Annotated in this window: 17 protein-coding genes; 9 read left to right on the top strand and 8 right to left on the bottom strand. The window is 49.0% G+C overall.

Going from position 1 to position 18,996, the window contains the following annotated elements; genetic code table 11:
• The first annotated feature begins 61 nt into the window (after positions 1–61).
• The 4 genes from H6F88_RS21230 (at position 62) to H6F88_RS21215 (ending at position 2,808) form a co-directional block, all read left to right on the top strand.
• Positions 62–370: a SemiSWEET transporter gene (locus H6F88_RS21230; RefSeq protein ID WP_190644722.1), complete on the top strand. Its 309-nt coding sequence runs from the start codon at positions 62–64 to the stop codon at positions 368–370.
• 138 nt (positions 371–508) lie between these two features.
• A complete protein-coding gene (locus H6F88_RS21225) occupies positions 509–1,021 on the top strand; it encodes a hypothetical protein (protein ID WP_190644721.1) in 513 nt (170 codons plus the stop codon).
• A 44-nt stretch (positions 1,022–1,065) separates the two neighbouring features.
• Positions 1,066–1,776: a DUF1995 family protein gene (locus H6F88_RS21220; RefSeq protein ID WP_190644720.1), complete on the top strand. Its 711-nt coding sequence runs from the start codon at positions 1,066–1,068 to the stop codon at positions 1,774–1,776.
• 270 nt (positions 1,777–2,046) lie between these two features.
• The gene (locus H6F88_RS21215) at positions 2,047–2,808 is read left to right on the top strand and encodes a metallophosphoesterase family protein (RefSeq protein WP_190644719.1); all 762 of its coding nucleotides are present in this window, start codon (positions 2,047–2,049) and stop codon (positions 2,806–2,808) included.
• A 155-nt stretch (positions 2,809–2,963) separates the two neighbouring features.
• On the opposite strand, the gene H6F88_RS21210 is transcribed toward H6F88_RS21215, so the two are convergent.
• On the bottom strand, positions 2,964–5,084 hold the full coding sequence (locus H6F88_RS21210) for a DNA polymerase III subunit gamma/tau (RefSeq protein WP_190644718.1): 2,121 nt from the start codon (positions 5,082–5,084) through the stop codon (positions 2,964–2,966).
• A 266-nt stretch (positions 5,085–5,350) separates the two neighbouring features.
• Between H6F88_RS21210 and H6F88_RS21205 the strand changes: the two genes are divergently transcribed.
• Positions 5,351–5,947, top strand: a complete 597-nt coding sequence (locus H6F88_RS21205; protein ID WP_190644717.1) for a rhomboid family intramembrane serine protease — start codon at positions 5,351–5,353, stop codon at positions 5,945–5,947.
• A gap of 46 nt (positions 5,948–5,993) precedes the next feature.
• On the opposite strand, the gene H6F88_RS21200 is transcribed toward H6F88_RS21205, so the two are convergent.
• Positions 5,994–6,731, bottom strand: coding sequence for a 4'-phosphopantetheinyl transferase superfamily protein (locus H6F88_RS21200; protein ID WP_199333727.1), 738 nt, complete (start codon positions 6,729–6,731; stop codon positions 5,994–5,996).
• A gap of 44 nt (positions 6,732–6,775) precedes the next feature.
• Positions 6,776–8,278 carry an MFS transporter gene (locus H6F88_RS21195; RefSeq protein ID WP_190644716.1) on the bottom strand — a complete coding sequence of 501 codons (1,503 nt, stop codon included), beginning with the start codon at positions 8,276–8,278 and terminating at the stop codon, positions 6,776–6,778.
• A 295-nt stretch (positions 8,279–8,573) separates the two neighbouring features.
• Here H6F88_RS21195 and H6F88_RS21190 point away from each other — a divergent pair, with 295 nt between their 5' ends.
• Entirely contained in the window at positions 8,574–9,092 is a 519-nt protein-coding gene (locus H6F88_RS21190; protein ID WP_190644715.1) for a phosphoribosyltransferase, read from the top strand.
• Here H6F88_RS21190 and H6F88_RS21185 read toward each other — a convergent pair.
• Positions 9,049–10,731 (bottom strand): HAMP domain-containing sensor histidine kinase, encoded by a 1,683-nt coding sequence (locus H6F88_RS21185; protein WP_190644714.1) that lies wholly within the window; start codon positions 10,729–10,731, stop codon positions 9,049–9,051. The two genes, H6F88_RS21190 and H6F88_RS21185, sit on opposite strands and share 44 nt — an antisense overlap.
• Positions 10,732–11,370: 639 nt before the next feature.
• Here H6F88_RS21185 and H6F88_RS21180 point away from each other — a divergent pair.
• Positions 11,371–11,835 carry a hypothetical protein gene (locus H6F88_RS21180; RefSeq protein WP_190644713.1) on the top strand — a complete coding sequence of 155 codons (465 nt, stop codon included), beginning with the start codon at positions 11,371–11,373 and terminating at the stop codon, positions 11,833–11,835.
• Positions 11,836–11,984: 149 nt separating this feature from the next.
• Here H6F88_RS21180 and H6F88_RS21175 read toward each other — a convergent pair whose 3' ends face one another.
• Positions 11,985–13,022, bottom strand: coding sequence for an AEC family transporter (locus tag H6F88_RS21175; RefSeq protein ID WP_190644712.1), 1,038 nt, complete (start codon positions 13,020–13,022; stop codon positions 11,985–11,987).
• Between the two features lie 94 nt (positions 13,023–13,116).
• On the opposite strand from H6F88_RS21175, the gene H6F88_RS21170 reads away from it, so the two are divergent.
• Complete coding sequence (locus H6F88_RS21170; RefSeq protein ID WP_347277722.1) at positions 13,117–13,929, top strand: M15 family metallopeptidase; 813 nt, start codon at positions 13,117–13,119, stop codon at positions 13,927–13,929.
• 3 nt (positions 13,930–13,932) lie between these two features.
• Positions 13,933–14,616, top strand: coding sequence for an ATP-dependent Zn protease (locus tag H6F88_RS21165; RefSeq protein WP_190644711.1), 684 nt, complete (start codon positions 13,933–13,935; stop codon positions 14,614–14,616).
• An 83-nt stretch (positions 14,617–14,699) separates the two neighbouring features.
• Here H6F88_RS21165 and H6F88_RS21160 read toward each other — a convergent pair whose 3' ends face one another.
• From H6F88_RS21160 to H6F88_RS21150, 3 genes are all read right to left on the bottom strand, one after another.
• Positions 14,700–15,080 (bottom strand): hypothetical protein, encoded by a 381-nt coding sequence (locus H6F88_RS21160; RefSeq protein ID WP_190644710.1) that lies wholly within the window; start codon positions 15,078–15,080, stop codon positions 14,700–14,702.
• A gap of 36 nt (positions 15,081–15,116) precedes the next feature.
• Positions 15,117–16,829, bottom strand: a complete 1,713-nt coding sequence (locus tag H6F88_RS21155) for an AarF/ABC1/UbiB kinase family protein (protein WP_347277721.1) — start codon at positions 16,827–16,829, stop codon at positions 15,117–15,119.
• A 372-nt stretch (positions 16,830–17,201) separates the two neighbouring features.
• A complete protein-coding gene (locus H6F88_RS21150) occupies positions 17,202–18,995 on the bottom strand; it encodes an ABC transporter permease subunit (protein WP_190644709.1) in 1,794 nt (597 codons plus the stop codon).
• Position 18,996 lies beyond the last annotated feature (1 nt).

The following is an 18,996-nucleotide window of genomic DNA, read 5'->3' as shown; positions in this document are numbered from 1 at the left end:
TCAATTGATCTGCTCACCTCTATACTCACAACCATCCTCTAATCGTTCTTTTAACCCACCTATGGATTTTGCAAAAGTTCTAGAAACGACGGATTTTACAACTGTTCTGGGACTCGTGGCAGGAGCTTTGACCACCATTGCTTATCTGCCCCAGTTAATCAAAACTTGGAAGTCAAAATCAGCCGAAGACCTCTCCTGGAGCATGTTGATCACGCTCTGTGTCGGCATTGTCCTTTGGCTCATTTACGGAACTTACGTTCATGATCTGCCCGTAATCTTGGCAAATATCGTAACCTTGGTCTTGTCCTCAATTATCTTGGTATTGAAATTGCGATACAGCCGAGCTAAGAAAACAACTGTCAAACCATAAATACTCCAGATGATTTGTACGCCAAGGAGAAATTTGGGTTTGACGCTAAACTTCCAAGTCCAAGTTTTTTCTTAAATCAAGCAGCCAAGCTTTAGTATCCTGATTATTAAAGCTACAAGCTCCTATCGTGCTTGAGATATGAACTATTTGATCGCCGTTCTACCAGACCGCATTCAGGCAGAAGAAGCCTACTCCGCCCTTGAAAGAGAAGGATTGCCTATGGAGAAGGTCAGCATTTTAGGCAAGGGCTACAAAACTGCTGACGAGTATGGCTTAATTGACCCCAAGCAGCAGGCTCAAAAACAAGCAACGCTGATGTCTTACTGGCTAGTGCCGTTTGGCTTCATTTCAGGCTTTGTCTTCAACTCACTGACTGGGATTGAGCTATTCAACTGGGCGGGTTCTCTAGGCAACCACCTTATTGGTGGTGTTTTTGGGGCGATCGCAGGTGCAATGGGCAGCTATTTTATTGGCGGTGGCGTAGGACTCGCTTTTGGTAGCGGCGACGCACTCCCCTACCGTAATCGTCTCAAAGCAGGCAAATATTTAGTGGTGGTCAATGGTTCGCCCAACATCACTAACCAGGCTACTCGCATCCTCAAGCAATTCGACCCCGAAAACATCCAGGGCTACGTCGATCCCACTTCCTAACTCCTAATTCCTAGTCCCTAATTCCTAGTCCCCCTTCACCCCCCATGTCCGAACTTCCTAACACCCTTGATGACGCGATCGCTCAGGCGCAGCAAGCGACCCAAGCGGCGATCGCTGCTGGTCGTACCCGGCTTCAGGTAGAACTAGCCTTCCCAGAACTCAAAATTCTTCCTGTTGCCGAGAAATTTATTCCGGCTTTCGAGGATTTGGGCAGTCAACTAAGGGTGTTTTTCCCAGATGCCGGATCAGCGGCTCTGGCACGGCGAGATTGGGGCGAAAAGCCCTACTCAATTCGGGCGATGGGAGAAATCAAGGCTGAGATTCAGCCAGAAGACAAGCTATTTATTTTTGTAGAACCTTCCGCTGTAGAAATCGCACAAGTCGAAAAACTGTGTGAAACAGCGTTGGATCGTCCCGTTGTTTTGCTCAATCCCCGCCTGGAAGACATTGCCACAATTGGGATTGGCTATGCTGGACGACAGCTTCGCGATCGCTTGCTCAGCACCTTTGAGTCTTGCTACTACCTCAAACCCCTAGAGGGTGCCGCCCTGTTGCGCTCTTTCCCTGATCCCTGGCAAGTTTGGATAGAAAAAGATACAGGATATCAGTTGATTGCAGAGGAACCACAGAAACCTGTGGGAGAAGCTCTAGATGAAATCTTTGCAAGAGCAACAGGGCAACCAACTGCTCAACAAACTTCCCGAAAAGGGCTGTTGTCTGGTTTACAGCAGTTTTTACGAGCTTTAAGCCAATGAAGATTGAGTGTAGGTATCATATTTAACACTCTAATCGTGATAGTTGTTGATTCTGTTGGGCATAATTGAATAAATGGGGCTTTATCCAGCATTCCTTTTTCCCGGCAAAAGCAACGACTGTGAACAATCAAAACTGATTTCCTGAAATTCTCTCGGAAGCGCGTAATTTTTTATAGAGCCGTCGCACTGAGAAGCTGGTTCTGGGTTTCAGAGTGGGTTCATGGCACTTGGCCCCGTGATCCTATCTAGTGTTTTTAGTAGAAGGACTGATTGAGCGTGGTTAGTGGTCGTCGCATTTTTATTGGTGATGTACATGGTCACTACGATGGCTTGATGAGACTGTTGGAGGCGATCGCTCCAAGCTCAGCAGACCAAGTCTATTTTCTAGGCGACCTGATTGACCGAGGTCCAAAAAGTGCTCAGGTGGTCAGTTTTGTCAGGCAAAATGGTTACACTTGCCTGCTCGGAAACCATGAACAGCTTCTGGTTGACTCTTTCCCTCAAGGCAAAGTTTGTCCCAATGCACTTCAAGCATGGCTCTACAGCGGCGGACAGACAACAATCTCTAGCTACAAGCAACCCGAAGCACTGCTTGAACATTTAGACTGGATTCGTCAACTGCCAACCCATCTAGACTTGGGAGACGTTTGGCTGGTTCATGCGGGAGTACATCCGGGCGTGCCACTGGTTGACCAGACCGTGCAGGACTACTGCTGGATTCGGGAAGAGTTTCACAGCATTCAAAAACCCTACTTTCCAGACAAGCTGATTGTTACAGGGCACACGATTACCTTTACGTTGCCGAACGTAACTCCTGGTGCGCTAGCGCAGGGGCGAGGCTGGTTAGACATCGACACGGGCGCGTATCATCCCAAAAGCGGTTGGTTGACTGGAGTAGATATGACCAACCAGCGGGTTTACCAGGTGAACGTATTTCAAGGGGCAAAACGGGCACTGCCGCTTGCAGAAGCCGTTGTCCAGATCGAGCCGGAGCAAATTCTTGCTCGTCGCCGTCAGTTGTTGCAGCTATAGTGCTGATGTTGTGCTGGCTGGCAAATGAGAGTAATGCCTTTTGACCCTAGAAGATGCTCTTATACTGTTTCTACAAAAACAAGCTACAGAATGGAAGGGCACCCCGCTTAGCGGGGTGCCCTTCCATTCTGTAGCTCTAATTTTTGGAAGTGGTATTAAAAGGGAAGCTCATCGTCTTCAGCATCCAGGTCGTTTTCATTGATTCCGGCTCCATCGCCATCGGTCGAGAAAACTTCGGAGCTTTGAGGTAGCTCAATATCGCCCTCTAAGCTAACAACTTGCCCATTAAAAAAGTTGGCTAGACTTTTAGCTGCCTCCGTCACTTTATCCTCTGCTTCCCAGGCAGGTAGAGACAGTCCGACATCAGGCGCATCAACCGAAAATTTTGCTAGTGGCAGATTTGAGGGCTGTTCGAGCGGTTGGACATGTCCATTTTTTGATGGGTAAGTTTGCCCGTTGGTAGGCTCCTTCTGGATGAAACTGGGTTTGGCAGGAGCAGGAGTTGAGGATGGGGGGCTGAAAGCTGCTGGATGGTTTGTGTCTGTATGATTGGCTAGGTTTGAGGGGAGGGGGTGTGAAGCAGAAGAAATTCCTTTCGCGGAGTCTGTATTACCCAATTGCGGTGGCGGCGAACCTGTAGCATCGATTCTGACAACAACTGGATGATTGCAGGCTTTCTGGAAAGCAGCTTCAACTCTAGATGCTCTCTCTTTGACGGTCGGATGCCACTTGGCGCTAATTGCAATCTGGGCAACCTGACCATCGAAGCTAACCAAGTTACCCTGTTGGCGTAAGAGCATCTGAGTTGAGGGCGGCTGCAAGTAGGACAAAACTTCTTGCCAAAGCTGGTTGAGATCTGTTTGCTCAGTAGAGCTAGTGGTAGGTTGAGAAACTATCGGGTCAGTTTCAGGCTCTTCAGAAATTTCTTCTGTAAGTGGTTCAATGTCTTCGACGGGTAAGGCAGCAACCTCTGAAGGTTGCTGCACTGCTTCACCAGTTTCTTGGGAAGGAGCAGCTGTTTCCTGCGCTGCAACTTGTTCCGGTTTAGCAAGATCTGGTTTGACGGGAGTAGGAATAGCGGCAGGATTGGGTGTTTGAGCGACAGGGGCTGTGGATGGCGATCGCACCCTGCTAACTGGTTGAACTGCTGTACTCCGCTGCTGGACGGGTGCAGCTTGACTGGCGATCGCAGAAGGCAACAGCCCCATCAAAATCACCTCTAGCCAAAGCCGAGGCTGAGTTGTGTTTTTGACCTGTACCTCAGCGGCCCGAAGATGCTGCTGCCCCATCAGAATGATCGCGAGCTCCAGATCTTGCACAAATTCTCGTAGCTCAGCCCAAGTTGGCGGTGTAATGGCAACTAGATCGTTACGATTGGGGGCAGTTTTGGCAATCAGCAAATCTCGATAAAAGCTAGCGAGGTTTTGCAGCACGATCAGCGGCTCCCGACCTCGATCCATCAGGTGACGCGCTTGGTCTAGCAGCCTTGCAGGATCATCCTGGGCGATCGCTCGCACCAGCTCTAGTAAATCTCGTTCTGGCACTGCGCCTACCAGTTCCCAAACCCGCTCAACTGTGATTTCGCCTTCCAGTAAGCTCAACTGATCGAGCAAGCTTTCGGCATCTCGCAGTCCGCCTTGAGAGATTTGGGCGACTAGTTGCACGGCATCAGGGGCGATGTTGATCTGTTCCTTAGACGCAATTACGCCTAAGTGCTCCACCATTGCCTCTAGCGGAATCCGGCGAAAATCGAACCGCTGACATCGAGAAATGATGGTTGGCAGCACCCGCTGTGGATCGGTCGTTGCTAACACAAACACAACGCGATCGGGCGGTTCCTCCAAAGTCTTGAGCAAAGCGTTAAATGCTGCTGTGCTAAGCATGTGGCACTCATCGATGACGTAGACCTTAAAGCGACACTGAACTGGAGCAAACTGGGCACGTTCGATCAGTTCACGGATGTTGTCTACGCCTGTGTTGCTAGCTGCGTCGATTTCGATCACATCTAAAGCTGAGCCTCTGGCGATCGCCCGGCACACATCACACACGCCACAGGGTTTGGCCGTAGGCACATCACTTTTGATGCAGTTCAGTGATTTTGCCAAAATTCGGGCGCTGGACGTTTTTCCCGTTCCTCTAGGTCCAGTAAATAGGTATGCAGGGGCAATTCGCTGTTGCTGAAGGGCATTGCTAAGCGTGGTGGCGATCGCCCCCTGTCCTACCAGTTCTGCAAACGTCTGCGGACGATATTTGTGATGAAGCGGTTCGTAGGACATAGAGCGTTTGTAAGTTCCCATCCTTTAGGGTAAGCGATCGCCAATACGAACATATGAACTATTTTCTCGTACAATTTTGTGAATTCACGCCACCCTAATTCACTTCGCTAAGATACAAGCAGCCAGCTTTGGAGCGATCGCCTTCCTCTCCCTGCTTGCTCCCTGCCCTCAGTCAAACCTGGATTCTAGCCTTCCTAAAATAGAAGCAAGCATACGCTTGAGCCTGACAGAATTGCTGCTCTGCTGTTCTCAACCGAAACCTATAGATGTTAGAACTTAACCGACCTGACCGAAAGCAAGAACGTTTTTATAATGGCGTTTTTGCGCTGATTCTGATCAATTTAATCCTGTTTATGCTGGATCAGGTTTTACCGCTCCAGTTTCTTTATCTAAACCATGCTCGCCCTGTTTGGTATCAATTTTTTACGTCCATGTTCCTTCACGCAAATTGGGCGCACCTTTCAGGCAACCTGTTTTTTCTCTACATCTTTGGCAAGCTAGTTGAGGAAGAAGAAGGGATTTTAGGTGTTGTTGCAAGCTATCTCGTTACAGGGCTGGGTGCAAACCTGTTGAGTGTGCTGTTGCAGCCTGGAGCAACTCTTTCTTTGGGGGCTTCTGGCGCGGTATTTGGCTTGTTTGTTGTCAGTGTTCTGCTTAAGCTGAGCTGGAGCTGGCGCAAAATTCTAGAAGTTCTGATTTTGGGGCAGTTTGTGATTCAGCAGGTGGTAACTGAATTGCAGCAGGTTGGACTGCAAGATGGAGTTAATCGGATTGCTCACATTGGTGGGGCATTGGCGGGAGTTGCACTGATTATGGGACTGAGGCGACTGACGCACGATAAAAGAATTGATTCTCAATTGTAGGGTAGGTGCAGGAGCGATCTCCCCCTCTGCTTTCCGGCAAACTTAATCAGATCTCCCAGCACCTTAGCTGATAGTCCTGCCCTTCTACCGCAAGGGCTGCTTTGTAGCTAGCCGAAAGATCGAGTAGCTGTAACGACCAGAGGTTTGCTGTTTCAGAACTGCCTAAAACCTTCTGCAGTTGAACCTTTGGAGTTAGGGCAAATTCGATTTGGTCCATAGGTTGACTCAAACCGCTGCCGATCGCCTTTAAATAAGCCTCCTTACAAGTCCAATAGGTTAAAAAAGTTTCTTCAGGGCAGTTTGAATTGATGAGCGAATTTTGCTCTTGGAGGGAAAGGCAACGTTCTGCAAGTTGATGAACTTTGGGCAATGGGCGAATTTGCTCAACATCAACCCCGATTTGGCGATCGCGTGTTACTCCGCACAATACGACTTCCCCAGAATGCGCCAGGTTAAATTGCAGTCCGGTGTTGGCAAGAGAACCTGCTAATGACGGTTTGCCGTGAATTCCATAGCAAAACTGAATTTGTTCAGCGGAAGTATTCAAATAACGGCTCAAGATTTGCCGCAATCGTCCTCGACTGATGGTGAAGCGATGGCGATCGCGCTCAAAGTGGAAGCGATCGGCTCTGGCTTGCTCGTCGGCAGAGAGAATTTGTCGAAGTTGGGGAACTTGGGCGATCGCCTGATCAACCCAGGTTAGCCAAAGGTGAACCTGATCTTTGTCTAAGACCGGGTGAAGCGGGGGAGAACCCCAACCAGAGCTAATAGAATGCCTCATCATCACAATGTGAAAGCAGATAAGCCCGTAGCTCAGCAAGGTTCATCTTAAAGTCTGGTTTCATCTTCTGCCGGTTCATCGCTAGCTAGTGGAGGCTGAGGCAATTCGCCAGGAACGGCTTCTGCGGCTTCGATTTGGCGAGCTTGCTTGCGCTGGTGCAACTTTAGAAGGATTTCAGCGTGCTTTTCACGGGTAATTGGATAAAAGTAAGCCAAAATCACGCCTAAAATCAGTGACACGGTAGGTAATGGACCGATCGCCACGCGAATGGCCAACAGCGCAGACTCAGGTTGCACCGGAAGCGGCTCTCCAGGAGTGGCTTCGATGAAGCCTGATTGCTCCAGTGCGATACCCACCAGAGCCAGTCCGACTGCCAGTCCAATTTTTTGCAGCAGGGTCATAAACGCGTAGAAAACGCCTTCTCGCCGCTGCCCGGTTTCTAACTCGTCTAGCTCGATCACGTCGGGCAACATCGCCCAGGGCACCAGATAAGCGGTGGCAACTCCAAAACTGGCAGCAAAACAAAGTAAATACATCAGCCCAACCTGACCAGGCTGCACAAAGAATAGACCTGCCTGAACAATAATCCACAAGCCCATGCCCATGAAATAGAGCGATCGCTTACCAACCCGCTTGCTAATGGCGTTGCAAACAAACAGCATGATAATTGCCGTTCCCTGGACGGCCGCTGCTACCAAAAAATAAGAGTCCAGCCCCATCCAGCTCACAACAAAGTAGGGAATGATTGCAGCCGTAAACTGGAGTGCCAGCCAGGAGAACAGATAAATACCAATCACATAGAGAAAAGGACGATTGCTTAGGGCAACTTTGAATTGTTCTAAAATTGGCATCGATTCTGCATCGTTTTCTGGCTGCAAGCTGGCTTGCTGCATGTTTTGCCGCGTTCTGCCAATGGTGCCCCAAATACACCAATACAGCGTCAAGATCGACAGGACGGCGCACACAATTCCCGTGACCCAATATTGTTGTCTGGCATTGGAGAAAACTTCCCCCATCACGAAGCCCAAAACCAGGGCTAAGACTGCACCACCCAGTGAAAAGGCAAGCCTAAAGCTGTTTAAGCTGGTGCGCTCGTCATAGTCTTGGGTTAGCTCCGCAGTCAGAGCAGAGTAAGGTACATTGACCACGGTGTAAGCTGCGTTAAAAAGAATGCCAACCAGGACGTAATACCAAAACTTGAGTGTGATATTAAAATCTGGCACTAGCCACATTAGGCAAAAGCTCAACCCCATTGGAATGGTGCCATACAGCATCCAGGGATGACGACGGCCCCAGCGAGGAGAATGGGTGCGATCGCTCAACACCCCCACCGCAGGATCGTTGAATGCATCCCACACTTTGCCGATCAGCAATACTTGCCCTGCCAAAGCTGGATTTAACCCAGCAACATTAGTGAGAAAAATCAGCAGCGACCAGGCCTGTAAGTTTGCAGTGATGCCTCCACTCATATCTCCAGCGCCGTAAGATAGCTTGGTGAAAAGGTTGAGCTTTTGAGATGGTTGAGTATCAGCAGGTGCAGATTGAGTCATGTCGAATTTAAGGCAGGCTGAACGATAGGGAACTTAGGCAAGCGTTTCCTCTGGCAAACCTATAACAGCAGGTTAGGGGAGGTATAGCAACAGCGCGCTGATACAAGTGCCAGTATTGCGTCTGGTTACATGTCAAAACAGTTACCTTGTGCCATCATCTCAGGGTGTCATGATTTTGTGGAATTTTGAAGTTTGATTTTTGAAAGTTGTACGGTGAAGGGGACACAACCTTTCAAAAATTAAACAAGTTTCCTATATGATGCTTCTCATCTTTGCAATCTGAATTGAGCCTGTCATGCCAGACCTTCACGTTTCCTGGGCAGATTACTACCAAAAAATTGAGCAACTCGCGGTCAAAATTCACCAGTCCGGTTGGAATTTCAACCAAATTATTTGTCTCGCTAAAGGTGGACTACGAGTTGGAGACGTTTTGTCTCGCATCTATGACAAACCCCTGGCAATTCTGGCAACTTCCTCCTATGGTGGTCCCAATAATCAAGTACGAGGCTCAGTCACCTTTTCTCGCGACTTAACGATGACAACCGCCAATCTAGGCAGCCATGTTCTGCTGGTTGATGATTTAGTCGATTCAGGTGTGACTTTAAAGCGCACTCTGACTTGGCTCGATCGCCACTACGGGTTTTACACCGACGAAGTGCGAACTGCCGTGTTGTGGTACAAAGAATGCTCGGTCATTGCTCCTGACTACTACGTTGACTATTTGTCTGACAATCCCTGGATTCACCAGCCGTTTGAGGGGTATGAAAAAATTAGCCCAGCAGAACTGGCTGCGTCTTTTGAAGCGGAATCTTAACTGTGAAAGTCGTGCCTTCCCCAAGCTGGCTGGTAAAGCTGATCTCCCCCTGATGGCGCAGCACACACTGCTGGGCGATCGCCAGTCCCAGTCCTGTTCCTTGAACGGCCTCGACATTGCCAGCCCGGTGAAATAGCTTAAACAAATGAGGCTGATCTTCAGGAGGGATACCAATTCCGCGATCGCGCACCGTGAAGGTAGCTATCTGCTTGTGGCAAACTAGCTCAAAATCAATGGTTTGTCCGGTTTTAGAGTACTTCAGAGCATTTGAGAGGAGATTGATCAGAATAAAGCGTAAAAGCTTTTTGTCTACACACGCTGGTTCGCCATTCATTTGACTGGTGAATGTGATGACCGGACTGCTGCCTTCTTCTGGCTGCATCTCTGCTGTAATCTCACGACAAAACTGCTCTAGATCCAGTGAAATTGGATTGAACTCCAACTGTCCAGCTTCTGCCTGATTGGCAACCAAAACATCCTCAAGCAACTGCGTCATATTCTGAATTGCAGTCTGCATTCGGCAAAAATATTGCTGCTTTTTCTCTTCGGTTATTTTTTGCCCATAGTGTTCTAGCAACTCCGTAGAAGTTTTGATTACAGTCAACGGAGTTCGCAGTTCATGGGAAACCATCGCGACAAAGCGAGATTTGAGTTCACTCAGTTCTTTCTCCACCTGTAGAGCATGACGCATTTCATTTTCTACCAGTTTGCCTTCACGAATTAACTGCTCACGGGTACGGATGCTGGTAATCATCAGGTCAAATACCTTAGCAAGAATGTCCATCTCATCTGGGAAGCGGCTTTGCCGAGAATAGGACAGTCCCTGCTCATAGTTTCCTGCACCGATGAATTCGGCTGATTCAGTGAGCTTCGTCAAATGTTTCGTCAACTCGCCCGACAAAATGTAGACCAGCACGAAGATGATGCCATAGGTGGGAATGAAGGAGATTAAGAACTGGTGGCGAATTGCTTGTTGAACTTTACGCACCTCATCAAAACGAAAATCAACTCCCAAAGCGCCAACCTTTTCACCTTGTAAATTAGTAATGGGTGCGACTCCAGAAATCCAGGTTCCCCATTGATCGGTGAAGGATTCGGTGCTGATCGTCTGACTGGATAGCCCCTGGTAAAGAATTGAGCCTTCGGTTGACCCTTCCTCTGCTTCAACGTCGTAATACTGAAGGAATTTTGCTCCGTCGATCCTATGGTTAATGGCACTGCCGCTACCGATAAAAAAGATTGCCCCTGGTTCTGGTGCGGCTACATAGGTGTAGGTAAAGGCTCTTGGTTCAATGCTCTCTACGGTTGCCAACCACCTGACATGTTGCCAATAACGTAAGTCATTGCTGTAGCCATCTTCTCTACGTTTTCCTTCCCGGTACAAAGATAAGAATGTGTCGCCATTGACCTGGTTAGCCGCAGCCGTTAGGGTACTAGCCAAATCATCCTTGATATGGGAGATGGCTTGCTCTGTTGCAAGGCTATAGGCCCGATAGAAAACCCCTGCCCAGACAGTCGCAAACGCCAAACTGCACCCCACTAACAATTTTGTTCGTAGGCTAATAAATTTTGGTTTTTTAGGAGTGGGTGTAACAGTAACAGTGTGAGGCTGACGACCAAACCACTGAAGAGGTGACATATTTGGCCTTGACATGATGAGAAAAGTCGATCCGTTTGATAGAACTTTTTGAATGGAAATGAACAGCTTTCAATTTGGTGATGGTTTTGCCGCTGCTCGTCTCACTCCACACGAGGTTGAATCGGTCTAGCTTCAAGCTCTAGAGTTGCTGGCTGTATCTGTTTATTATTCCCTCTGCTTTTCTGCTCGCTGGTCAAAGGGATTGAGAGTTCTCAAAAATTTTAAAGAAATTTCAAGACAATCTCTAAAGCTCAGCTATGTTAAGCAATCAGTCAGTAATGTCAGGAAAACGATGAAGAAGCCATGAAGAGTATAGGAAGGAGAGCGATCGCCTATGGAAATTCTCTAACATGGCTGGAACAACTCCGTAGTCTTCTTTGTCAACCTATAAGCAGATTCATGAAGCTTGCATAAAATAGTTGATATACTGTGTGGAATTACGCTGTAGTAATTAGGACATCTGCATCCTTTGACCACTTAAAGTACGTAATTGCTTGAGATGCCCCTCTAACATCCAGCAAGTACGAGTATCAGCAAATACAAGGACAGATGGCTTGGTACGTTTCACCCTCCTTGAACTATCGGTTGACTGTTTCGATACCTTCCTCACACCTTTTACAGTGATTTCTGGAGCTGAGCATGCAAGACAAGAGCGATCGTTACCGGGTTAAAACGGTGCCAACGCTCACTGGTACGAAGCGAATAGGCAGTTATCTAGTCGATGCGGGTTTGTTGACCGCTGGTCAAATCGAAGTCGCTCTCAACGACCAAAAGGTAACTGGGATGCGGTTTGGTGAAATTTTGGCCGCGCGTGGCTGGGTCAAACAGCAAACCGTTGACTATCTGATGGAAAAAATTGTGGTGCCAGAGCGCCATTCCTTTAAGCAACGGGTAGGTCAGTCAAAATCTAGAACTGATGGGCTGAGCGCAAACCAACCTTCCAAGGCAGCCGGGGATGAAATTTCTTTGCCACCTCGCCTTTCTGTACCGGGTCGTCAGTCTAGCTCCACCGAAGGGCAGTCTTCTGTCCGCAAAGATTTGCCGATCTCTAAGCCTCTACCCTCAGTGGGGACTTCTGATGGAGATGTGAATTGGGTCGGATAGGTAATTTAATTTTTGATGAAGCTAAAAAATCCGAAAAGGAGTGCAGCATTGTTTGTCCTCCTTTTTTGTTAGACCTTCTGCACGAATGGAGGCGCGCCTTCATTCATGCTTCAAGAAAGGACTCATGCAGAGAGTCTATTGAGTTTGAGTCAGTTTGAGAAGAGCCATAACCAAATGGGGAGTGTTAGCAGTAAGCCCAGTGAGCCGACGGCTAATGCTGTTACCGTTAACTCTCGGTCAAGATTGTAGGCTTCAGCAATCACTAGAGTTGCGAAGGCTGGAGGCATGGACATTTGTAGGACGATCGCCAATTGAGGTGGTCCTGTTACCCCAAAGTATGACAGCCCAAACCCGACCATTAAGGGGACAATCAGCATTTTGATGCCCAAGCTGATCGAGGCGGGTTTGACGCTTTGCCATGAGGTGAGTTGGCTCAGTCGCATTCCTAACAACAGTAAAGACAGAGCAATGACCGCCCAACCGCAGCCCTTTAATGCCTGCTCTGCTAGCTCTGGTAATGGAATAGTGCGGAACCCCAAACCCAACCAAAAACTCCATAAAGCAGGGTTCTTCAATAGGGCTTCAATCAGTAGTCGTTGCCCCTGTCCGCCCATACCAAATCGGGCTGCTAGCGCAACCCCTAACCCATAAGCTCCCAATGTACTGCCGAGGGTGTCATAGAAAATCGCCCAAGCAAAATACTGCGGTCCAACTAGTGCTAGCGAAACGGGATAGCCCAGGTATCCTGTATTGCCTACCATTGCTGCTAATAAAAAGCTGCCTTGAGTAGGTTTGCTCCAGTTTGCTTGGGGCGATCGCCTCTTGCTCTGTGCAGAATTTCTCTGTGTAAAATTTCTCAGTGCAGAATTTGCCTGACTGCCACTATGTAGAGTTTGCTGTTGCTGCCAGTGTTTCCAGTGCGATCGCCCTTGTATCCAAATCCAGGCTAGTCCTCCTCCTAACAGCATCGCTGTCCAGGCAGCAATGGGTGCTAGCCAAACCGACTCCGATAAATCTGTCTGACGTAGAAAAGATACAATGCTAAGCGGCACTCCAACCCAAAACAGGAACTTGCCGAGAAATAGGGGAACGGCTTTAGGCAGCTTGTGCCCCAACAGGACACCCAGACCAATCCACCCGATTAGGGGAACATAGAGTTTTAACAGACTTATTTCCAGACCCGGCATATTTATCAGAAGTTAAATTAGGTTGGGGGTGCCTCAGTTTACAATCGCTTCTACAATCACTAATGTGAGGACTTCTAAGTATGGGAGTTGGTCTGTGAATAATGCGGGTTCGCCCAGAAAGCCTCCAGGGCTATCGGCTCATGGAGATGATATTCCTGAAGCATTGCGCGAAACTCCTGCCCTTAAGCCTAAGCCGACCCGTTCTGGCTGGCGGCTATTTTGGTGGGGATTTATGGGGTTTGCGATCGCCCTCATTGCAGGTGGTCTGGCGGCCTGGCTGACTCAGTCGATCAGCCCTGGTTCCCTCACTGGTGGTGCAGCTATTCCTCTACAAGCTGGGCTTCAGACAGCTCTGGCTCCCGCTGGCACTCAGTCTTCTGATTTGCTGCTGGGGCATCTCCCCTATGAGGAAGCACCCGAAACAGAACTAGCACCCATCGCCACAGATGGCAGCATCCGTTTGCGGCAAGCGGCGGCAGAGCGGTTTACTGAAATGAGCAATGCAGCTCGTGCCGATGGAGTTGACCTGGTCACCATCTCTGGTTTTCGTACCGTTGAAGAACAGCAATATCTGTTTTTTGGCATCCAGGCTGAACAAGGGCAGGCTTCAACCGAGCGAGCTGAGGTCAGCGCCCCACCAGGTTACAGTGAACACCATACAGGTTACGCGGTTGACGTAGCAGATTCCTCTCAACCAGAGACAGATTTAGAGATCAGTTTTGAAAATACACCCGCCTTTAAGTGGCTCAAGGAAAACGCTGCTTACTTCAATTTCGAGCTATCTTTCCCTGAAAATAATCCTCAAGGGGTTAGCTACGAACCTTGGCATTGGCGCTTTGTGGGCGATCGCGACAGCCTCGAAACCTTCTACAAAGCCCGTACCCCGACTGCCAGATTGGGAAGCTAACCGATGAGTCAAACTGCTCTAAATCTAATTGCAATCACAATTTTTACCCTGGTGATGTCAAGTCTGCTAGGACCATTGGTGAACTTATCACCCGTGGTGCCTGCGATCGCTGTTTTTGGGCTATTAGGGGCAGCAACGCTGGACACACTGAGTTGGCAGGGGCGTGGGGGTACGTTGCTGCTAGATTGGCTGGCTCGCTTTTCACCCCAACACCGAGAGCGGGTCATTCATCATGAAGCTGGGCATTTTCTGGTGGCTCATCTTCTAGGAATTCCAATTACGGGCTACACCTTAAGCGCCTGGGAAGCTTTTCGACAGGGACAACCGGGTCTAGGTGGTGTGAGTTTTGACAGCCAGGAACTCAATGCAGAATTGGAAAAGGGCATACTTTCTGCTCAGTTAGTAGACCGCTATTGTACGGTCTGCATGGCAGGAGCGGCAGCTGAGAAGCTAGTTTATGGGAATGCCGAGGGAGGCGCTGACGATCGCCAAAAACTACGCATCCTCTGGACACAGCTTAAGCGACCCCTGAGCGAATGTGAAACGAAGGAACGCTGGGCATCTTTACAAGCGCGATCGCTACTAGAAGTCCACCGCTCTGCTTATGAAGAACTAGTGATTGCCATGACTCAGGCTGAACCTGTGAGTAAATGCTACGAGGTAATTGAGCAAGTAGCCATCAAGTAAAAGCATCGTTCTAGATGTTCCTGCGCGAATGGGGGGCACGCCTTAGGCGTGCCCCCCATTCGCGCTTCAAGAAATGACCCAATTTAGTTGAATAGGTCTAAGTCCAGTGCTTTAGAGCCACCTTTTTCGAGCTGTACAAGAATACTGCTGAGTTGATACCACACCAAAAGGCTGATGAAAGCGGTGAGGGGAAGAGCGATCGCATACGCTAACCAAGTAGGGAAGCCAAAAATCTCCAGCCCCGATGAGAGAAACACACAGGCTCCGATGCCAATTCCGACAAAGGGCACAAGCAGTTGAATTCCCTGTAAATTTGCTAAAGTGCGAGTCGAGCGATTTCGTGACCACTCCTGGACTGCCTGCTCAAGCGTCGTCTTAAAGGCGATTCCAGAGGCGATTCCAGCTAGAAGACCGGCAAATAGCAGGAAATAAGGCGGAGAATAATAGTATAAGGGTACGGGCACGGGGTAGATCCTTGAAAATGCGAGTAGTTTGTCTACTTAATGATTTGCCCTGTTCTGAAATCCTGAGAAGGCTGCAAAGGTTGGAAGTAGAGCAACTTCCTCAGTAGATAGTCCGGTCAATGCTCCTAAGGCTGCGTTTAATAAACGCGAGGGCTTAAAGTCTGGTTTGATCAAATTCCATAGCCGTCGTACTTCGTCGGTGTGCAGGCGATCGTCTTCAACTAATGCCAAGACAAGCTGCCGCCTCAAAAATTGACCTTCATCAGACAACAGGTATTGTAAACCTAATTGAGCCGTTGGCAATATGTCGAAGTTTTGGTCAGAACGGGCGATCGCAATCAGATCCTCTAGGCGCTCCCACTGGAACTTGCCATTCTTAAACAAGATCTCAATCAGCCTGCGCCGTAGTTCAGGCGATTCACCGGTGAGTAGCCGTCGAGCCACATAGGGGTAGGCAACCTCAACAATTTTGAAATTGGGGTTAAGGCTAAGCGCCAGACCTTCCTGAGTTACCAAAGAGCGGATAATCAGCGCAAACTTAGCAGGTACCCGAAACGGGTATTCATACATCAGTTCAGAAAACTGATCGGTAATAGTTTTGAAGTTAAAACTGCCAACGCTTTCCCCAATTGCCTTACCCAAGACCATTTCTAGAGCTGGGACAATTTCCCAGATGTTGGTTTGCGGTGTAAGGAAACCAAGCTTTACAAAGTCCTCTGCAAGTTCGGGGTAATCTTTATTGACGAGATGAACCAAGGAGTCAACCAGCGTTTCTTTCATCTCCTGGCTGAGTTGATCCATCATGCCAAAGTCGATATAGGCCATCCGACCATCTGGCATCGCAAACAGGTTGCCAGGATGTGGGTCAGCATGAAAGAAGCCAAACTCTAAAAGCTGCCTCAGCCCCGAAGTGACCCCAATTTGAATCAAGGTATCTGTATCTAGACCAAACTCCTGAATTTTCTGCATGTCAGTGAGCTTAAAGCCGTTGATCCACTCCAGTGTCAGGACATGAGTGCTGCTGTAGCGCCAATAAATGGCAGGAACCTTGACGTTAGGATCATCCTGAAAGTTGGCAGCAAACTTTTCGGCGTTTCGTCCCTCGTTTAGATAATCAATTTCCTCAAACAGTTTGATACCAAACTCATCCACAATCAGAGTCAGGTCATGCCCCAAATTTAGAGGCAGCCAGGGAGCAATCCAGCCCGCTGCCCAACGCATCAAGTACAGATCTAACGTCAGAGTTGGCAGCAGGTTAGGACGCTGCACCTTAACCGCTACTTCTTCGCCGCTGTGCAGCTTAGCCCGATAGACCTGCCCTAAACTAGCAGCAGCAATAGGTTCTGGCGAAATCTCGCTAAAAATTTCACTGATAGAACGGTTTAGCTCAGTTTCGACGATGGGAAACGCTTGAGCAGTAGGGAAGGGAGGTAACTGATCTTGCAGTTTGATCAGCTCTTCCAAAAAGTCTTTACGAATAAGGTCAGGTCGAGTGGAGAGCGCCTGACCAACTTTGATGAAGGTTGGACCCAATCGGGTCAACAACTGACGTAGCTGAACGGCACGCTTAGACTTATTTGCCTCAACTCGGTGCTGCCACTCATCCCACTTCAGTCCCAGGATGAATCCAGCAAACGCTAACATAACCATCAGAGAACGCCACCAGGTTTTCCAGGGACGGTAGCGATAGTGTTGGGCGATCGCGCCCGCATCATAGCGTCTCAGCCGATTTAATGGATGCTGACTCACGCCTCTCTATACCTCTCAAACTGGGGATTTGCGATTTAGGTTTTGCGTAGACTAGACTCAATATCTGCTGAGGCATTGTCTCACTGACATTGCCTGCTAAGACCCCGTGGGGCGTTAAACACCAGCCACCACCTATGAGAGACTACCCTACGACAGCTACAGTTCCAGGCAGTCTACAGGGGGCAGAAGACAAAGTCACAAACCTAAATCCCTTTAGATTGCCCAGCTTTTCTTTTATTAACTATAGTATAGAAAACTACAAATATTTTTATCGCTTGTTAGTTCATCTATTAAATTTTGTAACAAGCTGATATTTGAAGACGCTAATTCATTATGGATTCGTGGGGGCAAAGCAAAAGTTTTGATTGAAGGTTAACGCAGCGATCGCCTCATCCTGCCGCTGACCCAATCCACAATAAACGTAAGGACAACAAAACTGCTCAATGTCACGATGACACTGCTGTAATCAAAACTGCTCAACTGCTCAGTCAACAAACGCCCCAATCCGCCAGCGCCGACCAGCCCGACAATGACAGTTTCTCGCATACAGACCTCCCAACGGTAAAGAATGTAAGCCAGGAATCGCGTCATTGTGGTGGGCAACACGCCATACAGAAAAACCAGGGAGGCAGGCGTTCCCTGCGCTTTCAAAGCTAGTAGCGGTCGCTGGTCCAGGTTTTCAGTGACTTCTGCCATCAGCCGACCAAGAATTCCCAGGTTATGTAACCCCAGGGCGATCGCCCCGGGTAATATTCCTGGAAACAGCACAAATAGCGCTACCAGCGCCCAAATTGGTGCAGGCACTGCACGAGCAATCAGCAGAACCGATCGGGTGAGCAGCAGCATTCCCCAAGCAAGCAGACAACCTGATCGGCTGGACTGTGTAGGATTGAGCAATCCACCAGGCAAGAAGAAGTTGTGAGCTGCCGGAAAGGAAAGCAGAATTCCGCCGATGCCTGCTGCTGCGATCGCCAAAATCGACATCGCCAAAGTTTGCCATGAGAGCGCTAGCAGTTGAGGAAGTTGCTCTCGATCAAAGTTGGGTGGCAGGGAGGATTGAGTAATATCTGCCAAGAGCTGCATTGTGCGCGGTGACCACAGCTTGCTGAAATCGGCTGACACATACCAAAAGCAGAAAGGAATGAGCAGCACTGCTCCCAAACCTGCTACCATGACCCAGCGATCGCGGGGTTGTCGCTGTTGCTTAGGCATAGAAACTCGATCAGCTGCATTTTGAGTGGGATGGGACTCTTGCCCGCCCGAACTAGTGGAATAATCATCCCGCAACCCCTCTAATTTCTGGCTCTTAGATCGAGTGTCCCGCCGCAAGTTTAAATCTAGGCGACTAGGTGACCCTAGACGATGACGTAGGACAGCGCTGGTGAGATCGACAGTCCCATTCAACACAAACAGCGCATAGAAGAGTGTCCAAAGTTGCTCATAGCGAAGGGACTGAAGGCTGAGCAAAATTTGATAGCCTAACCCACCTGCACCAATGATCCCCAGTACTGCCGCTGACCGAATCGAACACTCAAAGCGGTAAAAACTGTAGGAAAGCAAATCTAGAAATGCTTGGGGTAAAAGACTGTAGGTAAACGCAGTCAGCGGCGCAACGCCACTGTTTAAGAGCGCCATCAACGGTTGACGGGGCGTTTCATCTAGAATTTCGGAGAACACCTTGGCAACGATCGCCCCGTAGGGAATGGCGATCGCCACAATTGCCACCAGTGGGTCTAAGCCAAAAATATTGATTAAAAACAATCCCCAGATCAGTTCGTGAATTGCCCTGGGTATTGCTAAACCTGCTCGAATCGTCAGCCAAATTGAACGTTGCTTTGCTTGGCGAGGAAAAACGGACTGCCACCATACTTCTGAGACGAGCACACCACCGACTAACCCAAACAGCAGACTAAGGCACGTTCCACAAACCGCGTAAGCCAGTGTGATGACTGTGGCATCCAGGGTCAAACGCAAAAACTCTGGGCTGAGGTCGGGCTGTACGCTAGCTTGGAAAAATCGCCCCAGTTGGGACAATCCACCCAGGTTGAGCCAGTCCCGCTGAAACAGTCCTGCTTGGTAAAGGGAAAGGGCGATCGCCCCCAACGCAACCAATCCCCAGATGGCACGCTGATTTAGCAGTGAGGGACGTGATAGCGGCTGATCCATC

The organism is Oculatella sp. FACHB-28, from assembly GCF_014696015.1.
In the GTDB taxonomy this organism is placed as follows: Bacteria; Cyanobacteriota; Cyanobacteriia; order Elainellales; family Elainellaceae; genus JAAUTN01.
This window is presented reverse-complemented; position numbering and strand designations above follow the sequence as displayed.